This is a genomic window from Acinetobacter lwoffii (genome assembly GCF_052078135.1).
Lineage (GTDB): Bacteria > Pseudomonadota > Gammaproteobacteria > Pseudomonadales > Moraxellaceae > Acinetobacter > Acinetobacter lwoffii_Z.
This window is the reverse complement of the sequence record NZ_JBQGUZ010000013.1, coordinates 63,000-88,281: the sequence shown is the minus strand read 5'-3', so window position 1 is coordinate 88,281 and position 25,282 is coordinate 63,000. Positions and strand designations below refer to the sequence as shown.

At 37.9% G+C, this 25,282-nt stretch carries 14 protein-coding genes; 10 read left to right on the top strand and 4 right to left on the bottom strand.

Translation table 11 applies throughout. The annotated features are described in order from the left end of the window. Positions 1-22: 22 nt before the first annotated feature. From ACTL4S_RS10165 to ACTL4S_RS10150, 4 genes are all read right to left on the bottom strand, one after another. Positions 23-868: a hypothetical protein gene (locus ACTL4S_RS10165; RefSeq protein ID WP_024160863.1), complete on the bottom strand. Its 846-nt coding sequence runs from the start codon at positions 866-868 to the stop codon at positions 23-25. Positions 869-993: 125 nt separating this feature from the next. Beyond that, positions 994-1,596 carry a hypothetical protein gene (locus ACTL4S_RS10160; RefSeq protein ID WP_005005776.1) on the bottom strand — a complete coding sequence of 201 codons (603 nt, stop codon included), beginning with the start codon at positions 1,594-1,596 and terminating at the stop codon, positions 994-996. Next, on the bottom strand, positions 1,589-3,379 hold the full coding sequence (locus tag ACTL4S_RS10155) for a hypothetical protein (protein WP_005005779.1): 1,791 nt from the start codon (positions 3,377-3,379) through the stop codon (positions 1,589-1,591). Before ACTL4S_RS10155 ends, ACTL4S_RS10160 begins: the two co-directional genes overlap by 8 nt. 167 nt (positions 3,380-3,546) lie before the next feature. Continuing rightward, positions 3,547-4,023 (bottom strand): hypothetical protein, encoded by a 477-nt coding sequence (locus tag ACTL4S_RS10150; protein ID WP_005005780.1) that lies wholly within the window; start codon positions 4,021-4,023, stop codon positions 3,547-3,549. A gap of 1,692 nt (positions 4,024-5,715) precedes the next feature. Between ACTL4S_RS10150 and ACTL4S_RS10145 the strand changes: the two genes are divergently transcribed. From ACTL4S_RS10145 to ACTL4S_RS10100, 10 genes are all read left to right on the top strand, one after another. Further along, entirely contained in the window at positions 5,716-7,350 is a 1,635-nt protein-coding gene (locus ACTL4S_RS10145) for a hypothetical protein (protein ID WP_005005782.1), read from the top strand. Between the two features lie 31 nt (positions 7,351-7,381). Further along, positions 7,382-14,008 carry a strawberry notch C-terminal domain-containing protein gene (locus tag ACTL4S_RS10140; RefSeq protein WP_262450250.1) on the top strand — a complete coding sequence of 2,209 codons (6,627 nt, stop codon included), beginning with the start codon at positions 7,382-7,384 and terminating at the stop codon, positions 14,006-14,008. Between the two features lie 312 nt (positions 14,009-14,320). Then, on the top strand, positions 14,321-18,754 hold the full coding sequence (locus tag ACTL4S_RS10135; protein WP_120364232.1) for a hypothetical protein: 4,434 nt from the start codon (positions 14,321-14,323) through the stop codon (positions 18,752-18,754). Between the two features lie 2 nt (positions 18,755-18,756). Next, a complete protein-coding gene (locus ACTL4S_RS10130) occupies positions 18,757-19,650 on the top strand; it encodes a hypothetical protein (protein WP_032055064.1) in 894 nt (297 codons plus the stop codon). Positions 19,651-19,718: 68 nt separating this feature from the next. Then, positions 19,719-20,147 carry a hypothetical protein gene (locus ACTL4S_RS10125; protein WP_044431645.1) on the top strand — a complete coding sequence of 143 codons (429 nt, stop codon included), beginning with the start codon at positions 19,719-19,721 and terminating at the stop codon, positions 20,145-20,147. A 9-nt stretch (positions 20,148-20,156) separates the two neighbouring features. After that, a complete protein-coding gene (locus ACTL4S_RS10120; protein WP_024160804.1) occupies positions 20,157-20,957 on the top strand; it encodes a hypothetical protein in 801 nt (266 codons plus the stop codon). Positions 20,958-20,982: 25 nt separating this feature from the next. Next, positions 20,983-21,945: a hypothetical protein gene (locus ACTL4S_RS10115; RefSeq protein WP_005028689.1), complete on the top strand. Its 963-nt coding sequence runs from the start codon at positions 20,983-20,985 to the stop codon at positions 21,943-21,945. 12 nt (positions 21,946-21,957) lie between these two features. Continuing rightward, complete coding sequence (locus ACTL4S_RS10110) at positions 21,958-22,794, top strand: hypothetical protein (RefSeq protein ID WP_005028686.1); 837 nt, start codon at positions 21,958-21,960, stop codon at positions 22,792-22,794. Positions 22,795-22,799: 5 nt separating this feature from the next. Beyond that, on the top strand, positions 22,800-23,990 hold the full coding sequence (locus ACTL4S_RS10105; RefSeq protein ID WP_005028684.1) for a hypothetical protein: 1,191 nt from the start codon (positions 22,800-22,802) through the stop codon (positions 23,988-23,990). 12 nt (positions 23,991-24,002) lie between these two features. Continuing rightward, positions 24,003-25,244, top strand: coding sequence for a hypothetical protein (locus ACTL4S_RS10100; protein WP_044108753.1), 1,242 nt, complete (start codon positions 24,003-24,005; stop codon positions 25,242-25,244). Positions 25,245-25,282 lie beyond the last annotated feature (38 nt).

Sequence of the window (25,282 nt, the reverse complement as noted above, 5' to 3'; positions counted from 1 at the left end):
ACACCCTACCCTCCTTTTAAGACTAGCCGTTGTGCTTATCTTTAGAATCACGGTAAGTAGAGATATGGTAGAAGAAAAAGCACGATAAAAGTGAGAAAAGCACCACCCCGAACGTGTTCCAAAATCTGCTATTTGATAGTTCAGAAATACGTTTATTGATTTCTGAGATAACACATGGATTCGCTTTTGCAACTTCAACATTTACATTGCAGACTTCAGCATATTGGAATAGGAATGTTTTATGGCCAATATCATACATTTCTTGGATCTGGTTAATATTGGTCGTATTCAGAAGAACCATAACAAGAGAGATCAGTGCTACAAATATAGAGATAACAAGAAAGCACTTCACAATGATTTCACGAGCCACATCATCAACACCACTTAAATATCTTTCGAGCAATATATTTAGCTTAGTTCGACCATCAAGGATAATGTTATAGTCATGTTTTACTTCATTATTTCCTGTATGGTTTTGATTTGTTGGTTCAACAGGAATGTCAGATAATTCGGCTGGTAAAGTGACTGCAATTACATCTTTTTGTTCTTCAGGTGCTAAACTTTTATTGCTGCTGTTTGATACAAAATCTTTTAATAAGGGTACTGGCTCACTTTTAAGGTGTTCTGTTTTTACAACCTCGTGAGCCGACTCATTTGCATCGAATAAGATCTTGTCTGTTCTTTCTGGATGCTTGAGATGTATATATTGATAAATAAAATAATTGATCTTTTGCTGTAAGACCGGGCTTTTATCAACTTCACTTTCCACATCTGCACCAAAAGTCTCAGTTATAGATGATTTTAATTCTTGTACTTCGGATTGATTCAGCAATTGATATAGTTCATATATTGTTTTAGAACTGATCATGATAAAACCCACATTAATATTCATTAAACTGTTAGTAGTATATAGAATGTGGTTTTAAAATAAATAGGTATGTTTTAAGAATAAAAAAAACCGCCTTTTAAGGACGGTTTTAAAAGGGGGTTTAATTAGTATAAACAGTTGCCGTTTGCACCAATAGAGCGTCCATTCTGGCTTAAATACCGTTGTACGGTGTTAGCAACATCTCTTGGGAGTTGATTATTCACTTTTTGTATAACATCGACTTTGTATTTATTCTGACAACTCACAATACCAGCCAACATGTTATTGATCAGTGATGTATTGTCTTTACCATCCAATTTACGTGTTTCTTCGTTTATCACTATGAATTGAACAATATTTAGATAGTTATTCGTGAGGTTGTCACCACTTTTTGATGACTTGTTTAGATTCTCAATGGTCGAATTCAAGTTATTCATTCGTGCTTCAAGGCCAGAATCACCAGTGACATTTGCATTATTGTTTTGGTAACGCGTAGCTGTGGTGTTCCGATTAGAATTATATTGTCTTTGCTGTATCGGCTGTTGCTGAACCTGAACTGGTGCTTGCTGTTGAATTTGACCAGGTGCTTGCTGTTGTTGAGCTGGCACTTGCTGAGTTGAATCTTCATTTGAAGTTGCTTTTTTATACCAATCACTAAAATCGGCATTTGCACTACTACTCAATATAGTAGCCGTAAAAATTGCACATAAATAAAGTTTATTATTCATTGTCTGAACTCTCTTTACCGTTGTAGTTCGCTGGACTAATAGCTTTTAAACTGAACTCATTTGCAAGTTTCCACAACCGCATAAATGTCTTTTGCTTTTCTTGTACCCAATAGTCCTTATCTTTTTTTAGAAGATTCTTTAATACATCTGAGTTCAAGTGGAAATTATCATCAAAAAAATGTTCAAACAGGAGTTCTGTTAAATAGTTTTGAGTTAACGTTTTTTTATTTTCATTACCCGTACCAAAGAATATTTGGCAAAGCTTTGTGCTTTCACACACGAGATCTATGTATTTTTTCTCGTCTGCATTTCGCTGGTGGCGCAAATGAGGATGTGTAATAAAAATAGAATTACGTATGAAAGCATAATCAATAATTACAGTAGCTTCCGTTTTCTTTGAAATGTACTCAGCGTTTGTAAGAATTTCACAAGTGGTAACATCAACTTTGTCGCGAATATTAATGAATTCGCTTGAGAAAGTAGATGCACTTTTGTTTTCGATCTCAACTTTCTTATCACGATTTCTCAGATAAAGTAAATTATCTGCTTGCTTCATATCGTTTAGGAATCTTTCAAAGAAGTGATTACTTTTATATAGATCTTCTAGAGCTCGCGTAACATAAGACGCAACCAAATTAAGATTTTTAGCTAAATATGATGGTCCATTCTTAGTTGTATAAGCAGCTAAACGATCCTTAACAAGTTCTATTACTTTTTCAGGTTCACCATTATTCAATCGAATTGCTGAAGTGAAGAGCGCATTACTGATTTTAAGCTCATTGCCCTGTTCATCCTGAACCTTTGCACACATTTCATTTAATGTATTAAGCGCTTTACGATAGTTGGACTTCAACTGAATCTGAAAACGATAATTGCAAAAATTGTCACGATCTGGTGTACGCTTATTGCATGGTTCATACTTAACAGAAATAAATAATTCAATAGATGGATTGTTATTCAGTCTTTCTAATGAAACAAGAAGTCGTTTACGGTAAAAATCACTTGCTTTGTATTTAAATTCTACTGAAAACTCGGTTAATGCTTTGAAGTCAATGTAAGGAATAACCACTTCGCCACGAAACTCATTGATCTTCATCAAGTTATACATATAAAGATCAAAACGGTCCTTAAATCCAAGAACCGTTAAAGTGTCGAGAACTGTGTAGCGCCCCTTTTTATCAAAATCTAATTCAGATAGATTGGCAATCAACGTTTCTTCAAGCTGATAGCAAATAAACGCATTGTTATCTAATTCAAAATAGCCCGTACTGGCAAACATTCTTTTATGAGTTACGCTGTCTACGTCATTTCTTGAAAATGGTTCGCTGTCCATTTGGCGTAAAGAGCTCATTGGTAGCATCACTTTACCAACACTATTTAGCGTATTCCATGCCAAAGATTTGATACGGCCATTGCTAAGGTAATTAGCTTTATTTTTGAATAAAAGAATTTGACGGATGTATTCAAAATTCAGAACAAAGTTGTTCGCTAGTTGTAATGCTTCAATTTGGGATAATTCAGGTTTTTCAGCGATAACGCGCTGCAGCTGATGTGCATACTTATTTTTGGCATTCACCAACATTAAGTAAAAAATGAATTGATCAACAACTGGAATATCTAGATAACATTCGACTATGAAATTACTGATTTTGTTGCCGTAACCCAAGAGATCCATGGTTTTTGTTTCGGCATTAATAATTGAGTCTTTGATTGACTGCGATAGTCCAAAAATTTCATCTTCTGAAATTCCTTTACTTATGCAGACTTGTGAAGAATCTTGCATAACTGCTCCACTTTAGACAACGTACAACGTACATTGCCTGAGATTGAATTAAAAAATAAAAATAAAAATATATTTGCAACCCAACTAACGTTGTAGTCTTTTCGCTTTAAAGCTGTGTATATACTAACTAAATTTTAGACAATAAAAAAGCCTCGTCAGAGGCTTAATTACGCAATTAACATTATTTGTTGACCGATCTGCGGTAACTCTAGTTTAGAAGTAGTGAACCTGTATGGTAGCTTCTCATATATGCTTTTAAAACTAAGAGAATTTCTAAAAAAATCAAAGCTTTTAGTGAGTTTAAAAGTAATATCGCCACTTGATAAGATTTGAATTTCGTCAATCATAGGTGCTGCAGCTTGCTTCGCATCTGTATCAATCATAAATGATAAATCACAAGCTTCACGCATGATCTGGTTGATAGTTTTCTTATTAAAATCTAGACCTGTAACGTGGTTAACTTTTTCAGCTGATACAACGTATCTACCGTCTTCTGCAGAATAAAATGCATTTAAATTATCAACTAGAATAAGCAATTCGGCAGATAAAACACCTTTTAGCAAAATATCAGACGAGCCAGAACTAAACACATTGAAGTCAATGAGTATTTTTTGATGTCTAAGACTAAATGATTGATATTGCATATCTCGAATTCCCATAGGCATTCTGAGTAGACATTATAGCATCAATTCGTTAATTAGACTACGATTAAAAGCATTTTTAACAGTAATTTCTTAATAAATAAGACTATGAAAAACAGTGCCTTATATGAGTAATATTCACAATTACAATGTAAGTTAACCAATGTAATACTTGATCAAATAAATATGTGCTCAAGATAGGCACCCAGCGAAACTTTTTTATAAATGGTTTGTAAACTTTCTTCCGTCCTAATGACGTAAGTTATTGTTTTATAGTGGTGCCAAAATACGAGCGAAACTTTTTTATAAATGGGTTGTAAACTTTCTTCCGTCCTAATGATGTAAGTTGTTGATTTATAGTGCTGGCAAATTTCGAGCGAAACTTTTTTATAAATGGGTTGTAAACTTTCTTCCGTCCTAATGATGTAAGTTGTTGATTTATAGTGCTGGCAAATTTCGAGCGAAAGTTTTTTATAAATGGGTTGTAAACTTTCTTCCGTCCTAATGATGTAAGTTGTTGATTTATATTGCTGGCAAATTTCGAGCGAAAGTTTTTTATAAGTGGGTGTAAACTTTCTTCCGTCCTAATGATGTAAGTTGTTGATTTATAGTGGTGCCAAAATACGAGCGAAAGTTTTTTATAAATGGGTTGTAAACTTTCTTCCGTCCTAATAGCGTAAGTTATTGATTTTACTTTTTTGTCCAGATCCAATAGCTCAACTATCATAGATAGTATGTTTAGTATGTTTTAAGGTTAGGTTATAACTTTTTGGCTGTACCTAACTTCCAGCGAAAGTTTTTTATAAATGGGTTGTAAACTTTCTTCCGTCCTAATGACGTAAGTTATTGATTTATAGTTGTGTCAAAATACGAGCGAAAGTTTTTTATAAGTGGATGTAAACTTTCTTCCGTCCTAATGGCGTAACTCATTGATTTTCTGTTATAGTCTGAACTCAGCGAAAGTTTTTTATAAATGGGTTGTAAACTTTCTTCCGTCCTAATGGCGTAAGTTATTGATTTGTCGTAAAACAAGCTAAATAGCGATCGTTGGGTCATATATAAGGGCTATTCCTCATAAAATCTGAAAGTCTTTATTATCAAGGCTCTCAGGAAATTGGAGAAGTTATCCGCAACGTTTTGAATTTAATTTGCGCTCAAATGAATTTAATTTGCGCTGGAAGTATTTTTTATTCTATTTAATTTTATTATAAACAGCGACTTACAACACTTGCTAGTTTGCAAATTTCCAATATTGCAAAAAGCTAAAAAATGAACAATATTTTACTCATATTTTTAAATTCATTCTAATATACAAGAACTTAATTTGTGGATAGAATTTAATAGGAAAGTGGATAAAAACATCAAAAACCAGCTAAAAACGCCTTATTTTCTAAAAATTCAAATTCAATTTGCGCTCAAATGAATTTGATTTTCGCTCGTACCATTTGTGTTTTTCCGTACTAATCCTGTAATATCATGAAAAATAAGCATAAAAAATGTCCCTAATTAACTTCCCTTAATTAGAAAGATAATAAACAAAAAATTTCTTTTTAAAAATTTACTCTTAAACTTTTTAATATATTTTTTAATTTTTTATTTGCCTCCTTAGTATATACCAATGAGGTTTTGTAGTATTTTATAAATAGCTTGAGTCAATGACCAGCAATCAAAAATATAAAGCGTGGAATTTAAGAAATGAGTAAAAGTGATAATACGATTAAACGTATCGTCATGACTGTAGATCAATTTTACAAACATGATGAACAAGACGAGCTGTATGCATACGGCTTTGATATGTCTACCAATGAACCAGTTCGCATACGAATGAGTTCATCTGAAGAATTCACGAAGATCATTAATAAACTCAACAAGCATCATACTGAGAATGTTTCAGTAGATGAAGTCCACGCAAAATTTGATTCTGGACGTAACCAACGTACTTCATTAGACACACATAATCGCGGTGCTAACCGTGGTCGAATTATCTGTTTTGACAAATGTGTTGACTCACCCTACGAATCTCTTGACGGTTATAAAACTTATGTTGCTCAGTGGTGCAACGTAATGAGTAACAACCCGAATTCACAATTAATCAAAGCAGTCACTTCTATCAATGTGCATCAACAAAAAAACGGCGATTTCTTTGTTAAAGCTCAAATCATTGAAGATGCAGCACATATGCAAGTGCCCAATGTAAAAATTAATTCTCCAGCACTTCATAACGCTATTATTAAAAATAATTTACAGCTTCTTGTTAAATCTTTATCGAATAGTACTGACAACCAACCTGAGCGCATTCCATTTTCAAAAATTGTTGTGCGCTATGAGTCTGGTTCTGTATTAACTACAATCCCATTGATTCCAACCTATGACAGTGCTGATCGTGAAAGTGTTAAGCAATTCGCTAAGCCAGATCCGTTGATGCAACGTGGCGGTATTGATAAAACTAAAAAGTCTTATCGGGTTGCTAAAGATCCGATTGAAAGTATCAAAGATATTTTGAACGGCAATGACTTTCACACCGCAACTTTTGATCCAAATTTTGTACCATCCAACCAGCATGAAAAAGACCAGTTCGATAAACAGGCTCAGAACGTTTATGTTATGGACCAGGCCCGTATTGCCCTGTTTGCATTACTTGGCGATCGACAAATTAAAGTGTTCTACAATGAAGATGTAGACAAAGAAAAAAATCAAAATTTAAAACGTCTTTACGCTGGCTTGGTGAGTCAAAAATTACTGCCTGAGGTTTATCATGGCCAACAACTACAACTAGGTGCGCTTTACAAAGACACGTTCTTAAAGAAATTTTTCAACAATAAAACGCCTCACGCTGGTTTTCGCAAGGTAGATCCAGAAATAGATTTACGTACTGGTGAGGGTGTTCGTGGTGTTGGTGCACCTCCCCTAGTGAATCAATTTACCGATGACTACGGCAATCCAAAACCGCACGACTTAAATCCTCAATTTTTAAGTCAAGTTGATCGTCAGACCATGAATAAATTGACGCATGCAAAACAGCAATTTGCTGAAGCGTTTATTGTTATTCAACCACACCAACGGAACTCGAATAATTGTTTTGTCTCGTTTATCGAGCCTGTTGAACTTACTCAAACCCGTATGAATGCGTTGAACTTTTCAGAAATTACGGTAGAGCATGTACAGCAACATAAAGCTTCAATCGATAGTCCGTTATCTAAGAACTTCAACCACGATCTTTTACCTGATCCACAAGAGTTAATGATGAAAGTCAGACAGCCAGAAATGGATGTTAAGAAAAGCCAAGAAAAGGCTGCGACTTCTGATGTCTATAACGACATGACTTTTTAATCAAATTTAATAATTCTTCTTCAGGTTCGCTATGACTACTCATGATTTAAACGAAAAAATTAAATGGATCGACTTATCACAAGCTGGTGTATATCTCGATGTACGGCGTGTTGGCCAGACGGATAGCCAATTACTCTTATTGGACGTTCAAAAAAAACTATCTAAAGAAAATTTGAATAACATTGGTTTTACACCGATGAAGTTTGAGGCTTATCCTCACTTTGACGGTCACTTGTATCAATACAATTTGAATGAAACGATCAAACCAAGACTGTTTCATGAAGTTTTGGGTATTCCAAAAGAATTTATCCGTAGTGTGCTTGCGACTCGCCAAGAATTGCATGATTTGTTCAATGCCCAAGCAAAAACATTGGTGCCACAACGATTGAACGTTGCGTTGAATAGTGCAACTCCACTCGGTTATAACTCTGATGGCAACAAAATCTATGCTTCAGCTCATAACCGTTTTTACGTGAATGCCCAAGGTACGCAAATACCTGAAGGTCCTAATGATCAGCCGTCTAGTCTGTACTTACGTGCGACCAAGCAAAAAGATTTAAAAGAATGCTTAAGAGGCTATATCTATCAATTAGAACATGAAACAAAGAGCCATAATCACCAGGACTTTTTAAAGTTTTTAGCTCTAATCACGCAAGCCAAAAATGCTGACGTTGATGTATCCAAGGTAACAGATAAACAGATCCATACTGCAGAAGAAGCGCTTGAAACAGTGATGGTCGAAAAGTTAGGTGAGCTTGATTTTACTGAGAGCTCATTTAAAACGAGTTTAGCGTTATACAATCGCATGCCGACTAAGACCATGCGAAACAATACGATTCGTATGTTACAGCAATATTCGACTCCAATCCCGATGTCACTTGTGGCTCAGCGCTTATTGATTGAGGGTGATAACCGAACAAAACAAAACTTTTCCGTGCTCGAGCCAACTGTGGGTAATGGATCTTTAATCGGTTTATTAACCCAAGAGCGTAATGCTTCTGTCTATGCGGTTGAGTTAGATCCCAAACGTGCTGAACGTACAAAAGCACTGACTCAAAATTATGAATGCACGGTTGTTACTGCAGATGCTACACAAATTGATTTTGAGCAAACGTTTAAGCAAAAAGTTGACTATGTGATTGCCAACCCTCCTTTTGGTGCTATGGATAAATTAGAACGTGTTGCACCAATTTTGGTTCAACAGCGTAACGGCGTAGATCCAAACCCATTATTGGTAGATCCATCAGAAAACGTCTGGTTCAGTACGGATAAATTGGACCATGCCATTCTGGTTAAATCACTAAACGCACGAAACGATCAAGGGCGTTCAGTTTTCATTATTGGCTCAGATAAACAGATTTCAGATGGTACGGTTGAGCGTAAATCAAAGAATTTACTCAATTATCTCTATAAGCATTATGAAGTTGAGGCGGTTGTAGAAATCCACGGCAATGCATATGCACGAAACGGCGCTAATCAAAATGTTCGTATGTTGGTGGTAGGCAATCGTAAAAATGAACAAGCGTTACTACAAACTTACCAATCTTCTGTGGTACCAGATAAGTTGAAAGTCATAACGGACTATGACGAACTTTGGGGATGGGCTAATAACGTAATCTATAAACGTTTGAATCCGAATAAGGATCTATACTTCAAGCCAACTACTCCGACTCCAGTTGAGCAACAAGCACCAGTGGTTGAACCTGTTGTTGAGGTTAAGCCTGTTGAAAAAGAAAATGACGATTTGTTTGCCAGTCTAGGTGATGAACAGCCTGTTTCGCCACTTGAAGATATTGCATCAAGTGTAACGCCTACGTCTGCAGTCACTATGTTTGATGAAGTCGTGGTCGCTAAAGAAGAAGAGATTAAGCAAGAGGAAGCTGTCAAACCAAAACCGATGTTTGGTCGTAAACCTAAATCAAAACCGAATAAAGTTTCTTTTGACTTCGGAACCGTTGAAGTTAGTACGCAAACAACCAGTTCAGATGATGATGTACCTACACCAACTGAAGCTACACCAACGTTTGAAAATGAAAATGACAATGATTTCGTGCCTGAGGTAAAGAATCCGCACGAGAACCAAAATCAGGATGAAGACCTTGACGATGACGTTAATCTTCAAGTAGGTGATACCACGGCGACCAATGAGGGTGAAACACCTGAACAAACACCAGCTGAAGAACCAGCGGTAGAGCAAGTAAAACAGGAACCGGGTTTAACTGCTGAAGAGATTGCTAAGTTAAATTCTGAATTAGCGATCGGTACTGAGCAAAAAGAAGAAGAACCGACTGTTGAATCTGACCAATCAAATTTACAGCCGATTGTTCCTGTTCCTAATGCTGAAAACACAACAGAACCAACTCCGGAAAATATATACCAAGTTAAGTATATACCGATGTCCATGGCATCTGAGCCAATTGCTTTAGTGGCTAAAAACCAGATTAAAGCGATTAATCAGGCAAATGCTCAATTGACTAAACACATCCAAAATGTATTAGGTTTTGGGGGTATCAATTTCCAAGCTGAAGTCGATAATGGTAACTACCCTACTCTTGTTGATGCCTATGTCGCTAAGAAATTGCAATATGACAATTTTGATGCACTAAAGTCCGCTTTTGCATGTGAACAGGTCGATGCGGTTGCCCATATCATTTTACGTTTTGACCAAAACTTACCTGTGCTTATTGGCGACCAGACGGGTTTAGGTAAAGGTCGTATTGCAGCTGCGTGTTTACGATATAGTGCGTTAAGAGGAAAGCCCCCTGTTTTCCTTACAGATACAACGCAACTCTTGAACGACATTTGGCGTGATATTGTTGCTACAGACAGTGACAAGTTCTTTAAAGATCCGTTTATCTTTAACTCGGATGCTGTGATTAACCGCTTTGGTACTGAAGAGGTTTTATTCACTGGCCAAGATCTGCCTAAGGAAATTGAAGATATTCCAGCGCAACATGACTTGGTATTGGCAACGTATAGCCAATTTAACCGACCAAACCGTAAACGTGCGTTATTGACTCGTTTTATTAATCAAGACACTGTTTTGGTGATGGATGAAACGCACCGTGCAGCATCCTTGAAATCAGCTACAAGTCAATTTTTCTTAGATGTTATTGATCAGACCAACCTAATTAATTTCCAGTCTGCATCGGCAATTAAGAAACCTGAAAATCTTGAATTCTTCCATAAATTGTTCCCTCGATCCGTATCTCGTAATGACTTACAAAAGGTTATCGATAATGCAGATGGTCCAATTTTGGAGTTTATTTCTGAAGGTTTGGTAGATAGCTCTGCAATGATTCGTAGAGAGCAAGATCTCTCGCACATTACCATTCAAACCTTTGTGCCAACTGAAGAGGAAATTAAGAAATTTCACAATTACTCAGATGTTCTTTCTGACATCTTGACGGACATGGTGAAATTTTCTAAAGACATTCGCCTCGATGCGCTAGAAAACATTGCCAATGATGATGATGCTGTTGCCAATTTAGACTTTCATCAGGATTCAGACGATCCGAAAAACCGTTTAAGTTTGAGTGTGATGAACTTTGGATCTCGAATGTACCAGATCCAAAAGCAATTCCTATTGGCATTGAAAACTGACTCTACAAGTGATGCTGTGATTCAGGCGTTACATGAGGGTAGAAAGCCCGTGATTGGTTTGGAAAATACGGGTGAGAGTCTATTCAACATTTTGATGCAAAGTCACATGGAAGCGATTTTAAAAGCAGATACGGCGCAAGACGTTACCGCTGATTCGCCTGAAAAAGAAAAAGCGTTTAATAACTTCAAGTCGGTATCGTCAGAAATTGAATTTCTTGAAAGTGAGCTTCAAAAACTCATGATCAAAGAAAACCGTGACGCTGGCGATGAAAAAGCAGCGAAAAATATTCAAAAGGAATTGACTAAGCTTGAAGATAAGCGCGGTAGCTATCTGCAAAGTCAAATTTCTGTTTTAGATGAACTCCCACAATTCCGTGACTTGCTTGAAGTGATGTTAGATCGCATCGATGTGGTGAAAGCTGAAGATAACTACGGTAACTCGTTCGTTAAGAAGCTCAGTACGGAAGTGACATTTAATGAAAACGGCGATCCAGTGGTAAGTCCGTATAAAATCATTTTGGATCGTATCAAAGAAAAGATTCAAAAGTTCCCTGACCTACCTTTGATGCCTTTGGACGTACTACGTAACAAGGTGACAAAAGCTGGCTTCAAGATTGATGAAATCTCTGGCCGTCAGATCCACTTAACGGAAACAAGAGACGGCAAATGGAAGGTTAATAAACAAGAGAACAATACGACACAAGGTAAGATTTTGGTTCAATCAAAATTCCAATCTGGTGAAATCGATGTTGTTATTGTGACTCGCTCTGGTTGTACGGGTATTTCTCTACATGCAGCCAAAAACCCTGATCCTACAATTCCATCGGATCACTTGCGCCAACGTGAGTTGTTTTTCTTGCAAAAACCTGAGAACTCTACCGATACGATTCAGATGATCGGTCGTGTGGGTCGCCGTGGTGAAGAATCACATCCGATTATGACGACAGTAGATTCGGGTATTCCAGCAGAAACACGTATGCACTTAATGATGATGCGTAAACTGTCTACCCTATCAGCGAACGTCTCTGCCAACTCAGAAACCAAGTTTAACGAAAACGATTATCCTGACATGCTCAACTACATTGGCAACCGGGTAGCGTTGGACTATTTAAAAAATAACGTAAACTTGGCGAACACACTTGATATTGATATTTCGGATGATGAAAAAGGACCATCATATCGCACGGCGCAAAACTATCATGTGAACCAGTTGCTATCTAAACTGATTTTGATGCCGATTAGTCAGCAAGAACAGGTTTATCAAGACTTGGTTGTTGACTATAACGATAAGATCCGTGAATTAGACTTGTTGGGTCGTAACCCTCTCAAGACCAACTTTTTAGACTGGAAAGCTAAAAAAGTCCGTGAGTTTGAAGTGAAGGACAACTTCTTTACCGTGACTTCAGAAACAGAAGCAGCCAAGATCAATACCTTTGATCTACCTGTGCGTTTTGAAGGTCTGCAATACATTGAACATGTTGAGCCATTACGTGCTGACAATCTAAAACTCATGTTCAAAGAAAGTGATGATTATCTGGTGCGTCAATTTAAACGTATCAATGAAAACATCAATGAAACGGTACACGGACTACTACACTATGCCTATAACTTTGAGGCATTGATGTACCAAAAATATGAAGGCTTTGCTAAGCAAAAGTTATTTTTCAAAAATGGGCAAATGCGTGGTGAAGTGATTCGTGATTATCGACACGAAGTATTTGATCATTTCGGTGTTGTTGAAGCCAATGTAAAACACATTGATGATATTCAATTTCGTAAACCTGATGATCACTCTGCAGATGCTTTTGAAAAAGTAGCTGAAGCGGTTTATCTTGCCAATGATCCTATTTTGACCTCTAACTTTGATCGCATGTATCGAATTGTTCAGGATCTAAAATTCTTGGCTCGTTCTATGGAAAGGAACGAAAAAGAAGGTCATTCAGCGCATGGGTTATTGTTCCTTATCTCAAAACCTAGTCTTTTTGATGATGAAGTGACGCCAGATCACAAAACAGGTGCTTTGCTACGTCTAGACCTACCGCCGTTACGTGTAGGTGCAATCACACCGAATGCGGTTAAGCTTGATTTGGTTTACCCTGGTGATAAGAAGTCGTTTAAAGTTCCACTGATCAATTACACCATGCAAAATGCCAAGCAAGACTTGGATTGGGTAGCTCCAGTGAGTGAAAAAGGACGTATTATCCTAAAACGCTTCAATCCTGAATTTTATTCTTATGCTGATGTGAATAGACGTCATGTTGAGGATCGTCAACCCTTGGTGAACTTATTTACTGAACAAAACAATTATTCCCGTTATACGCGTACCTATTTTGAGAAAGCGCCGTCTGGTGATGTCACACGACAAGCGATTACCTTAACGGGCAATATGTTCAAGGCACATAAGATTGTCAGCTCACTAGATCTACGACATTCAACCGTTATATTTACCGATGCTGATGGTATGCGTAACCGTGCGTTATTATTGCCATCAAATACACCAACTGACTTGTTTGAAAGCTCTCTTGAAAACCAAGTGACGTTTAAGCAAGTTAAAGAGATTGCGAACTTCTTTAATCAATTGCCTGTAAACATTGATTTCAACCGCAATAACTATGTGGGTACTAAGGTTAATTTCCCGTACAAGAAAGCAAGTATTGAGTTCTACTACAACGGGTCAGACTGCTTTAATGTGACGGTGAAATCTGTTGCAAAACAGTTCAATCGCTTTATGTCGAATACCAACGTATTCCATGATCCTAAAGGCGGTAAAACAGATGAATCGTTGAACATCCACTTTACTGAGCCAGGCCGTAATGAGTTTAGATTTGCGCTTGATCTCAAGGATGTTGAACGCTTTGTTGACGAGCTGGACAGTACAACCAAAATTGAAGCTGCCTTTTTGGATTTAAAATCTAAGCTTCCTGATGGTAATGATTACTTTTTAAATGAAATTAACCGTATGCTTAATCCTCCAGAAGAGCCAGCTTATAAGGCTGAGTTACCTAAGGGTAAAACCTTAGATAACGATCAAGAAATCCAGCAATTATCTTTCTAAAACCCTCCCTTAAAAGGTATATACCAGACCATACGTGAATAACAATTACGTGTGGTCTAGTTCGTATATACCATGTATCATATCCGTGACGATCACATTGACGTTTTAAAAAACAAATACAGGTATTTTATGTGCAACTCTAATCCCTTAGAGGAATCTTCTAATAACTCAGATTTAGTGGATTTTGACAGTGAATTAGACATCACAACTGGTTTTAATTCTGACTTTAAAGAAGACTTTATTTGGAATGTTGATACAGATTCTAAAAAGGACTCTTAAAACCAGGAAGGCCACCTGTCATAAGGATCAAATATGGACCAAAGCCCTAAACAAGATAATTTTGACGAGCAAACACTTGATCAACTGCAAGACGGCCAATCATTAACTTTCAATGAGGGCCTGGAACAGTGGGATGATTTAAGTTTGGACGGCGTGGAATTTCAATCCATCCAGCCTACGCCACAACAAAACAATGTTGCACAAGATCAATCGCAACAATACCAGTCTGAACCATATCCCAATGATCCCCTATCTGAACCTCCATTAATGGAAGAACCGCCAGTCATGCAAGATGATGGGTATCAAAATAATCAGTATGATCAGTATGAACAATATGATCAGCCTATGGGCGGTAACTCTGTACCTCCTGGGCACCCAGATTATGATTACGCTCCCCCTCTTGAAGATACTCGGTTGAACGATGATGAACCGATGTTTTTTGACGAAGGTGATTATGAGCGTAGTAGTTACCCGAATTACGAGAATGAACGGTCCATCATTCCTGAAAACACGTTTGATCTTTCCGCTGTCACTGTCAATGATTTAGCTGAACTTGATCCTGTTCTGATTGGTAAAGTATTTGATGCACTTGAGCAAAGAGAGCCAGCCAGTCAATTAGAATTCTTTGCAGACATCGGGCTTGATCTGCAGAATGATGATGATCTTAAGTTTATTGCGGCTCTGAATAAAATCCAGACTAAAAACGCACTGGACCAAGGATTAGGCAATATTGCTGAAAATAACAGTTCATTGCCAGTTGAAGACCGTGTTTATACAACTGCAGACTCTAAATTATACCTATCAGACAATGATCCTGATTTCCTCCTTTCCAAAGAAGAGAATCCATTTGAAGCCGTTCAAGTGGCTGAAAAAACCCTATTTAACTTTGAGACAAAATCTTTTATCACTCAGCCCTACTATGGTTTAAGCCTGAAGGGTGCAACTAAAGAAAATGCCCTCAACTTCCTGAGTAATCGTCAATTCGCGATTGAAGGCCTGATTAACCAAAACCAAGTCGTGCGTGAAGCAAAACAGCAGATCTACAACGAAGTTACGGGTGCACCGAATACCTATTTTTCAGGTGAATTAACCGATAAAAACCAAATTAACGCATTGATGCGCCAAGTGCGTGACTTTTGCTTAATTCGTGGGATTGAAGCTGAAGAACTTGGCTTAGTGCCAAAATCTATCGTCATGGATCAATGGCGTGTGAATAGCGACCATACAGCTGCTCGACTTGAACAACTTGAGATTCACTATCTTGAATTCAATACGGACACGTTAACCAAGGAAGTAATTCAGTTATTAGAAACCCGTGAACATAGCGACCAGTTACAAGCTGCTCTACTTTTGAAAGAACATAAAGAAAATCAGAAGACTAAAGAGACAGTAAAGGAAGATGTTGAATCAGCTGATCCGAATGCACCAAAAGGTACACCAAAGAGCACATTAAACATTGCTGGTGGTCCACAAGACAAAGCAAGTTTGGCTGCAAGTAGCGTTGCCTCTAAAAGCTTTAAGGATATGCGAAATGAGGAAGGTAACGAACGTCCTCCTTTAGCGCGTGAAAATAGCCACGGCCATCCACGAACGGTCGCTGATGAACTCGCTGCGCTCAGTGCAAAAATGATTGCAGTCATGATTGAACTGGTTAAGAAAACAATCAAGTTGATCATTGCAGCGATTATGGCCATGTTCAACAAGAACAAAAGCCTTGATAACCTGAAAAACATTTGGGATAAACCAATCAATCCTGATGTTACCGTTAAAAGTAACCATCCAGACGCACAACAACCCGAACAGCTTGCCAATACAGCCGATAAATCAAAATTGACTGAACTTGGTAAGAATGCCGATATTTTAAAACCGATCTCTAAAGAGCAAATGTTGCCTCTTTTAAACGATCCATATACCACTCAACTGAATAAAGACCGTGACGGCGTTACCTTAGAAGAATTCGATCTAAATGTCGGTAAAGTCTATGCCATTGACGGTGAACAATACATCGTGATTGATGTAGTCGGTAAGGATTCTGTCGAAGGTGTTGAATCCTCTACCCCATTTATCAAACTAGTTAAAGAAGCAGATTTACCGCCTCAAGTGGAAGGTAGCGATGCACCTACCCCGATTACGCCGTTCTATTTAGAAGCGATTGAAGACAAAGTAACGTTTCTCTCAATTGAAGAACTGCATGAAGGCATTAAGTCTGAAAAGATCCATGAGTTTGAAGGTCGCTTTTTTGAACCCATTTGTTCTCAGTACTTAGAACAAGCACGTATGTTCCTTGGTGCCGAATATCCATTAGGGCAAGATCCAGAACAAATGACTGAAGAAGCCAAAGCTTCATACAAAGATCAGTTTATTCAACGTGCCTATCAATCAGGTCAAATAATTTCGGATCAAGTAAAGAAAGTCAAATCTAAACTTTCAAACCTTTTGGGTAAGTTTAAAGGCAATACTGCAGAACAGTCGGCAACTCAATCAGCACCGCAAAGCCAAGACCAAAACAATGACGGTAAACCAATGAACCCTTATGACAGTATTTATGTTGATCATGATTCTGACTTAGAAGCATTCTTTAAAGACCGTCACAACAATGTTTCTTATGCTGAAATTGAACAGTTTGTCGGTATGGTTTATGAAGATGAAACAACCCAAACCAATATGGTTGTTTTGGATATAGCTTCCGATAATCTGGATAAACGTGCGATCGTTGTGCCTCTTTCGGTGATTGAAGATCTCGAAAATATCACTGAACAAGATGTGCTTTATCTTAAAGACATCGTGAATGAATCCTCTACCGTTCCACTGTATGAGCTGGAGTCTGTCGAGCCGATAGACGAGTTAAATGCGCTTGGTAAATTTTCAAGTGAATATTTAGACAAGCTCAAAGCCGATACCATCAACAATACTGCAGAACAGACTAATACTTATGCCAGATCTGCCGAACGTGAACTTGAACTTTCAAAAATGATTTTGGAAGGCAAGCTCAGTGTTGTAGGTGCCATGGTGAAAACGGATTACGGTCAATTCGTGGTACTGACTTCAGATTCGGAAGGTCATAAATCAATTGCACCCGAATACAACGCCGTGGCCATTACTAACCTTGATCGTCAAATTACCACGGAAGATATTATTAATGCCGGTATTACAACGATACCGCGTAAAGATATTTTAGAGTGGAATACTGTCACGGCGCTCAATGAAGAATCTGCCAATCAGGTGACTTATTTAGATCCTGAAGTTTACCAGGCAGTAAGTAATGCAATTCATCAAAATCGCGAAAAAGAATTGATTCAAACTTTGAGTACGTTACAACCCTCTGCAGCACTCAATAGCATCGGTTCAAAAATCATTACGCAAGATGGCAATACATATATTGGTCTATGCGCCAAAGATGATGGCAAATCAGGCGAGTACTACGCCGTAAAAGCTCCAGATAATCAACTCTCCCCGATTGGCGCAAGCTATATCAATGATGTTGGTGTTGAAGTCATTAGCCGTAGTCAAATTGCTGAATTTCAGAATGCGGAAAATAATCAGCAACAACTAATCAGCCATGATGTGTTTGTTACATTGCTAAATGCAGTCAATAACAGCAATGAACAAGAAGTACTTCACCTCTTCTCTAACTTGGACCAGGTGAAACAACAAATTAAAGATTCGTTATTCAGCGAAAAGGAAAGTGAAAAAGTGATTGAACAAAATCAATTTATTGAACAACTGAAAAACAATAACCTTGTGAAAGCCGATCACATTAACGCGCTTAATCAAATTGCTGATCAGATTCAAAATACGCAACTGAAAAATGTTGTTAAAGGTATGGCCTCAACCGTTGTTGCGCCTGAAAACTCTCAAAACGAGATGTATGTTCAAAGCTTTCTACATCTCAACCAACGCCTAGACACGTTACAACAAGATTTAAAGCTTCAAGCAGCATCAAATCTTATGAATGCTGAATATAAGCAACTTTTTGAATGTATGGATGATCATCTAGTACTACCTACTGCGTATGGTGATGCCAAGTTTGTAAACCTTAATAGTGTTGAGCCTCGTATTGTTGAATTTAGAAACTCGGCTGAAACAGGTCAAATCTTTGACAGCTTCAACGCCGTGATTGCCGAAACAGGAAACGTGGAAATTGCGCTTCAGCACTTAAAGCAAGAGATCTTAACCGATCACTATATCGCTGCGATTCATGAGGATGTGAAGTTACACCGTCTAGAACAGCAAGACATGGAAAAAATCAAAGAAGTGAATCAGATCCTTGAAGCTGATTTTGATAAAACTGGCCTACGCTTAGAAGCGCTCCAAGATGGTTTGAATCTCAATACTAAAAACTACTTAGACCAAGTAAAGCTTGAGAAAAATACGACATCTCAATTTTTGAGTGACCTTGATAAGCATATAGATTTAGAAGTCGCACGTAGAAACGATCATGACAATGATCAAACATTGGGGCGTTAATCATGGATTTCTATAAAAACGTAACTGGCGACATCGATGCGATGATTGCTTTTGATAAAATCTTAGGTGGTTTTGGTCAAAATACAGTGAATACCACGCGTGAGCGTGTTCAAACCAACTCTAAGCATGAAAAGGTAGAGCGTGAGATTGAAGGTGCCAGTCCGTACCTTAAAAGCGATTATGAGCTATTTGTCGAGCATCACAATATGTTGATGCAAGAGTATCGGGCAACTCAGCTACATTTACGCAACATCTTAGAAAAGAAAAATGAGGTTAAAAGCATTCAAAAGCTTGCGGATCTCTGCGAACGGCACCAGTGCTCCAACATCGCTCAATTATTCGTTGAGAAAAATGAAGATGAATATGTATTGCAATGCTTTCAAGACTTTCAGCAAGACTTAGAAAACAATAATGCTCTCCGAAAAGACTTTAATCACTTTTCAGACTCGTTTGAAGCCTACCGATACAATATGGAGATCTGTAATAAGCTTTCTGGTATCGATCAGCCGTTTACCCTTGAACGTCCGAATGACAGACAGTTGAATTTCGTTATCCATAGTCATGAAAACATCAATAAAACATTGTTGGACTATCAGGCGAAGATCATTGAGCAACAAACAACTGTGGACCAGCTCAAGCAAGATGCTTCCTATACTGCCCTATTTCCGATCGCAACCAATGATAAGAACATGTTCTCAATTGCAGCGACCGAAGTTTATGTAGAACAGTCACCGAAATATCAAGACTATCTTAAGGTCATTAAAAATGAGCTTAAGAACATAAACGAAACGGGTAAAAATACGTTTAGTCAGCATTACAAAGATACTATTACGCAAAGCAATCTTGAAAACGTTAAAACTAAAGAAAGCGCTTCAACTTATAGCAATGGGTTTTAATTAATTTTAAATAAAAACATTTAGGGTGTTTTAAGATAGAATCTAAATACCCTTTAATGGAGTTAAACATGATTCAAACTAAAATCACTGAACCGACAAGAACGCCGTTTAATCCTCATGGTTTTGCAGATGCAACGCCTTTACATGCGTTTTACTTGGAATTATTAGAAAAGGGATTAATCAATAAAGTTCTTGAAGAAGGTAATTTGGAATTTGAAAACCAAAACTTGTTCATGACGATCGATTGGGAATCAATAGACGTTCAAATGGATGCTTATACGTTTGATGTGAAATTAGATATTGTATGTGGCGTCATACTTGATGAACAAAAAGTCACGAATAGCATTCAAGTGTTTATTAATGAGCAAACTTTGTTTATAGCTTCAGCTAAAACCTTTAACCCTAAATCTGGTCTAACGCAAAGTCTTAACTTTGATATTCCTTTACGTGTTTTAAGTCAAATGGGCTATTACGCCCTACCTCTCAAAGAGGACTAAATCGTGGGAATGAGCATAGAAAGCCAAAACATAGCATTGTCTCAAGAGCCTACAACCTTTGTACCAGAAGCTTTTGTACACTCTATTAACTACTTTTGTCAGACCTTAGAGAACACTTTTCATTTTGATAAGCGTTCACTCAATTTCTTTGAACCAGGTACACCAAAAGAATACGGCTTGTATCTTACTGAACAGCATTGCCTTGTTTTTTTGAATGCTTGCAGTAGTGGCTATCTTGGCGAAACACGCAAAGTTACCAGCTTCACCGCTTTTGTGCTTTTAAATCAAAAAAATAATGAATCTGAAATGCTCGACATCACGTTAAACGATCCAAAACGTGTAGAGGAACATTTCAAAACTGCGTCTAAAGATCAGATCAATATTTACTTAAAGAACGTGCATGAATTAAGTAATTTTCTGAAAAATAAGTACTCGGATTCAGGTTTTTTAAAAGATATTGTGACTGAGGAAGGTTTTTCTAAAACCCTAAAGCCATCGGTTTTACAGGAATGCTTAAAAGAGGAAGTAGAGCTAATTAATACTTTAATGTGTTTGGTTAGTACTCAGTTTATATATATTACGACAGCTATTATTTTTAAGCGTCCTATTTTAAAAGAATTCATAAAACTATGTTTAACCAATGAGAAGTATATACTACAATATGGTGAAGAATGGTATTATGATTCTATATATAAGTTCGCTAAAAGGATATATGAGTTAAAACACCTTATAGCTACCTTATATTTAAGTAGTGAAGCTGTAGTAAAAGATGTTGTAGTGCTTTGCGAACTTGCTTCTAAAAAACATTAATCATAACTCTTTTAAAGGGCTAGATATGCGTAACAATCACAAGAAAGCTAAAAGGCTACAACAAGTTCGGGGCAAGACTTTAAGGACTAACCCTAATCTACAAAATGTTAAGCCAGCTTTTAAAACTAAAAGTGCTTTAAGCATTTTTGTTGCTACCGTTATTGGGTGTTCAAGTGCTATTGCAGTTCAACAAAGTTCCGTTGCTTCTGTTACCAGTAATACTCAAAACATGGGTAACTTAAACATCGCAACATCATCGACCATTGCAAGTAGCTCTGGTGGTGATACGCCTTTGTCGAATTCAAATAGCGGATATTATTCGTCTACCAGTTCTAATTCGTCATTCAACTCTACTGCTGCTGAAAACAACTTCATGGCGGTTAAAAAAGGTGAACAAGCAGCTGCTCAAAACATTCAAACCAATATTGAATCATGTGCAACTGATGGGATCGGTAAAGTCGTTAAAGACAACTTAGATCTACAAATGACGGTTTGGGGTCGTCCAATCGATATTAACAAAATGTTCAGTCCAGCTAGTCAAGGTGGCTGTTTTGCTGACATCGGTAAAATCATTGACCTTTCTGTGACTATTCCATCACTTGATACAATCATCAATGCAGCGCAACAAATGGTTGTCGATTACGCGACTAAAAAAGCGTGTGACGCAATGAAAACTGCAAGTACTGAACTTGTTGGCCCATTGAATGATGTTATAGGTGAAATCAACAAAGCTGGTCAATATACTGATGTATCGGGTGCGCTTGGTACTGCTGTGAATGGTCAACTTGGTAAACTTGATCCTGGTCTAGTTATGCCTAGCGGTGCTTTTGAGGGTGGAGATACTTATACAATCAATGGTAGTAGCTCGACTAGTCCAGTTTCTTATTCAACTGATCAAAAAGCCAGTACTAGCACACCGTCTAACGCAAAAACTTCAAGTTCAGAATCTACTTCTGTCACCCAATCAATTAAAGACTTTTTCTCTTAAGTTGGGGGTGGTATGAAAAATAGAAATAATCTGCGTAAAAGAAGAATTACTGTTAATCAGTTTTCACCTGTTAAAGCAATTGCGGTGGGTACTTTAACGGTTGGTCTATTATCCGTACCACTTTTTACCAATGCTTTTAGTCTTGGCACTATCCTTTCTGAGCTTGCAATACAAGCTCAGCAATTGATGGTACGTTCTGCTGTGCGTGTATCTACTCAACAAACAGCGGTCAGTGCAAATCAAATTGTTGATAACCAAACGCGTGATTCAGAAATGATCGTTGCTGGTATTCAAAGTGTCGATAAAAATATTGAGATCAAAAAAGCGATTTTAAATTCTGGTACGAATGCTGCCCTCCCTGATTCAGCTTTTTGTACGGCTCTTGAAGAACGTGAACAAACCGATCTCAATAGAAACTTAAAAGACTTTAACGTTTCTAAATACATGCAAGATGTTTCAGGGAAACTTTTCTCAAATTCAACAGATGAAGCAACCTCACCATATGCGTTTCACTTGGCGACCTCGTGTGGCGTAGAAGAAGCAAAAATGGGTGTCTGTAATTTGATTCCAAATGGTCTGCAGTATGGCGACATTGATACTGCTTTTGTTTTTTCTCGTTCTCGACTTTCTGAACAGCAAGCGACTGTTGCATTGAACTACTCGTCAATTGCATCTAACAACGTTGTTCCAGTCGGATTGATGGAATGCTCTTCATCAACTTGCGTTGATTTTCAAAATAAATACATGGCTGGAAGTACTCTTTCATCACTGGCTAACTATTCGGTGGCTAATAATGTGATGCAACGCACTACACCAAACTCCAATGCTTCAGCCAAATTCTTTGAGTAATGACTATGAGAAAGCGTAAAAATACTTTAAGACAGCCTAAAGGAAAATCAAAGTTTGTACCTGTCATTTTAGGTGCAACTTTGGTGATTAGTAGTCCTGTTTTTGCTGAATGGGCTACGGTTGGTTTGGGTACGATTATGAGCGAGATGTCTTCTCAGATTCCTAAGCATGCAAGCAACCAAGCAAATGATATTCAACAAGTATCTCAAAGTACCCGTAGAAAGTTAGATGATTCGACTGAAAACATCGTTGCAGCGCTTAAAGTTGCGGTGAAGCAAAAGGCGCAAGCTGCTAACCAAATTACCGATGCGACAACTAAAAATACCCAAACTATTGCCTCTGGTATTCAAGCGCTTTTACAGTCAGATACCATGAAAAAAGCACAATTTGCTTATGGTGCCAATACTGGTCAAGGCTTTAAGTCTTGTGAGGTTTTGGCTGAAAATACAAATATGTCGAGTGCATCTGGTCAAGTGATTGATCAAGCAGCTGATATGGCGACTCAAACTTCTCAAGTCGGCGGTAAATTAGTTGGCTCTCAACAGGAAGTGATTAATCAACGCCTAAACGTGCATAAAGCTGAATTCTGTACGGTTGCTGAAGCACAAGCTGGTCAATGTACGTTGTCTAAATTACCGGGTGGCGATACCAATGCTTCCCTACTGTTTAAGTCTGTTGCACCTGGCTCAAAAGAAGCTCTTGCAAGACATTACGTGCGTGAAAACATTTTAGGTACACCAGATAAATCATTGTCTAATGCAACGGCACGTACTCCAGCTGGTCGAGATTATTTGCAAGCAACCAACCAAAAAACAGCTTTACTTGCTATGCCAGCGTATAGCTTGGCGGTTATTGACGCGCAAAATACAAAATCATTCAAAGATATTGACGGCAAAATGGTGTCTGCCAACGATTTGATCGACCAAACAATCGCACGTTACTACGGTGGTCCTGAAGCTAAAAAATGGCAAATGGCGATGGCGATGCAAGATCCACGCGGTCTACTTAAAGAAGCCAATATCATTAACGGCGTTTCTGTTTATTTAGATCTTCAAACTTACAAGCAAAGTTTGCGTGAAGAAGGTTTATTGTCTGCATTACTTTTAGCGAAATCTCAGCCGATAAAAGATGATGTGAAAACGAAATACGGCCAGTCAGTGAAAGTTAAGCTTTCACAAACTATGCCTCAATTTTAAGGAGACTAAATAATGCGTACTCCGAAAAGAACATCACGTAAAGTTATGAAAGCGCCACAAGCGCACGGCTCTCGTTCAAGAATTAGTGCACTCGGTTTAACCCTCGCCATCATTAGCGGTTCTGCATCTGCTTATTACTGTGCTTCCGTGGGCAACCCGATGGCAGTAAATACCTTGAATATGCTTATTCAACAGGCTGATGCGGTGGAAAGCGCTGCGTTACGTGCGTTGGACACAAACTTATCTTTGGGCATTAAAAAGCAACAAGATGATGTGACGACAGCGATTAAGATCCTGACGAAACAAGAGGCTGTATCTGCTCAAGGTATTTCAGATAACGCACATAAAAACGCACAAAGTCTTGTAACGGCGTACCAAGCTGTTAAACAAAGTGAGCAAATGAAAAAAGCTCAATTTGAGTTTGGTGCACATGGCCAAGCATTTAAAGCGTGTGAAGTTTTAGGCGATCGTGAACAAGCTCAACAAGACAATAAATCTGCTGATAGTTCAATTTTAAATAAAGTTGGCTCTGAAGTGGTTGCTGCGCCTGGTGTCTACATGAACCCTCACAAAGCACAAGAAGCTATGTTACAAGCTCATAATGAGTTTTGTACCACTTCTCAGGCTGCGTCTGGACTATGTGGTGCTGCTGGTGAAAATGCTGGTCTAAGTTTACAAGCTTCAACTTTATTCACGACTGCAGCGCCAGACACGGCGATGGCTCGTGCTCAAAATGCATTGATCAACAACATGGTTGGTCTACCTGATGCCCCAATTGACGGTAAAATTGCGAAAACATCTGCTGGTCAAGATTATGTGATGGCTAAACTGGCGAAAGATGCTTTAACTTCTCCAGCAATTACCTCTTTGAAAGCAATTCAAGCGCAATACTCCCCTGTTGCTGGTGGTGGTACCAATAGTCATGATTCAAGTACCAAACTTGCACCGATGCAACACTTGGAAAAAAGTGTCTCTCGTTATTTAGGTTCAGGGCAAGATTACAAAGACTTTGCTAAATCACAAGCGATTAAAGATGAACGTGGTTTGATGGTCGATGGTTTAATTCAAAGTACTGAACGCTTGAACTTGCAATATCAACAATACAAGTCAAATGAACGTAAAGAAGCGGTATTGGCTGCGCTAGTTTCTGCTGAAAGCAAATTATCTGACGGCTCAATTGAAGTGACAGATCGTTCTAAGTCTACGGGTAACATTCGTAGGATTGCACTTTCACAAGCAATGGCAAGTAAATAGCCTGATTTTTTCATTATCAGACTGATAATGAAAAAAAC

Excerpts from the sequence above, each read along its gene's own strand:
- ACTL4S_RS10165 (WP_024160863.1), bottom strand. The coding sequence starts at position 868 with ATGATCAGTTCTAAAACAATATATGAACTATATCAATTGCTGAATCAA.
- ACTL4S_RS10160 (WP_005005776.1), bottom strand. The coding sequence starts at position 1,596 with ATGAATAATAAACTTTATTTATGTGCAATTTTTACGGCTACTATATTG.
- ACTL4S_RS10155 (WP_005005779.1), bottom strand. The coding sequence starts at position 3,379 with ATGCAAGATTCTTCACAAGTCTGCATAAGTAAAGGAATTTCAGAAGAT.
- ACTL4S_RS10150 (WP_005005780.1), bottom strand. The coding sequence starts at position 4,023 with ATGCAATATCAATCATTTAGTCTTAGACATCAAAAAATACTCATTGAC.
- ACTL4S_RS10145 (WP_005005782.1), top strand. The coding sequence starts at position 5,716 with ATGAGTAAAAGTGATAATACGATTAAACGTATCGTCATGACTGTAGAT.
- ACTL4S_RS10140 (WP_262450250.1), top strand. The coding sequence starts at position 7,382 with ATGACTACTCATGATTTAAACGAAAAAATTAAATGGATCGACTTATCA.
- ACTL4S_RS10135 (WP_120364232.1), top strand. The coding sequence starts at position 14,321 with ATGGACCAAAGCCCTAAACAAGATAATTTTGACGAGCAAACACTTGAT.
- ACTL4S_RS10130 (WP_032055064.1), top strand. The coding sequence starts at position 18,757 with ATGGATTTCTATAAAAACGTAACTGGCGACATCGATGCGATGATTGCT.
- ACTL4S_RS10125 (WP_044431645.1), top strand. The coding sequence starts at position 19,719 with ATGATTCAAACTAAAATCACTGAACCGACAAGAACGCCGTTTAATCCT.
- ACTL4S_RS10120 (WP_024160804.1), top strand. The coding sequence starts at position 20,157 with ATGAGCATAGAAAGCCAAAACATAGCATTGTCTCAAGAGCCTACAACC.
- ACTL4S_RS10115 (WP_005028689.1), top strand. The coding sequence starts at position 20,983 with ATGCGTAACAATCACAAGAAAGCTAAAAGGCTACAACAAGTTCGGGGC.
- ACTL4S_RS10110 (WP_005028686.1), top strand. The coding sequence starts at position 21,958 with ATGAAAAATAGAAATAATCTGCGTAAAAGAAGAATTACTGTTAATCAG.
- ACTL4S_RS10105 (WP_005028684.1), top strand. The coding sequence starts at position 22,800 with ATGAGAAAGCGTAAAAATACTTTAAGACAGCCTAAAGGAAAATCAAAG.
- ACTL4S_RS10100 (WP_044108753.1), top strand. The coding sequence starts at position 24,003 with ATGCGTACTCCGAAAAGAACATCACGTAAAGTTATGAAAGCGCCACAA.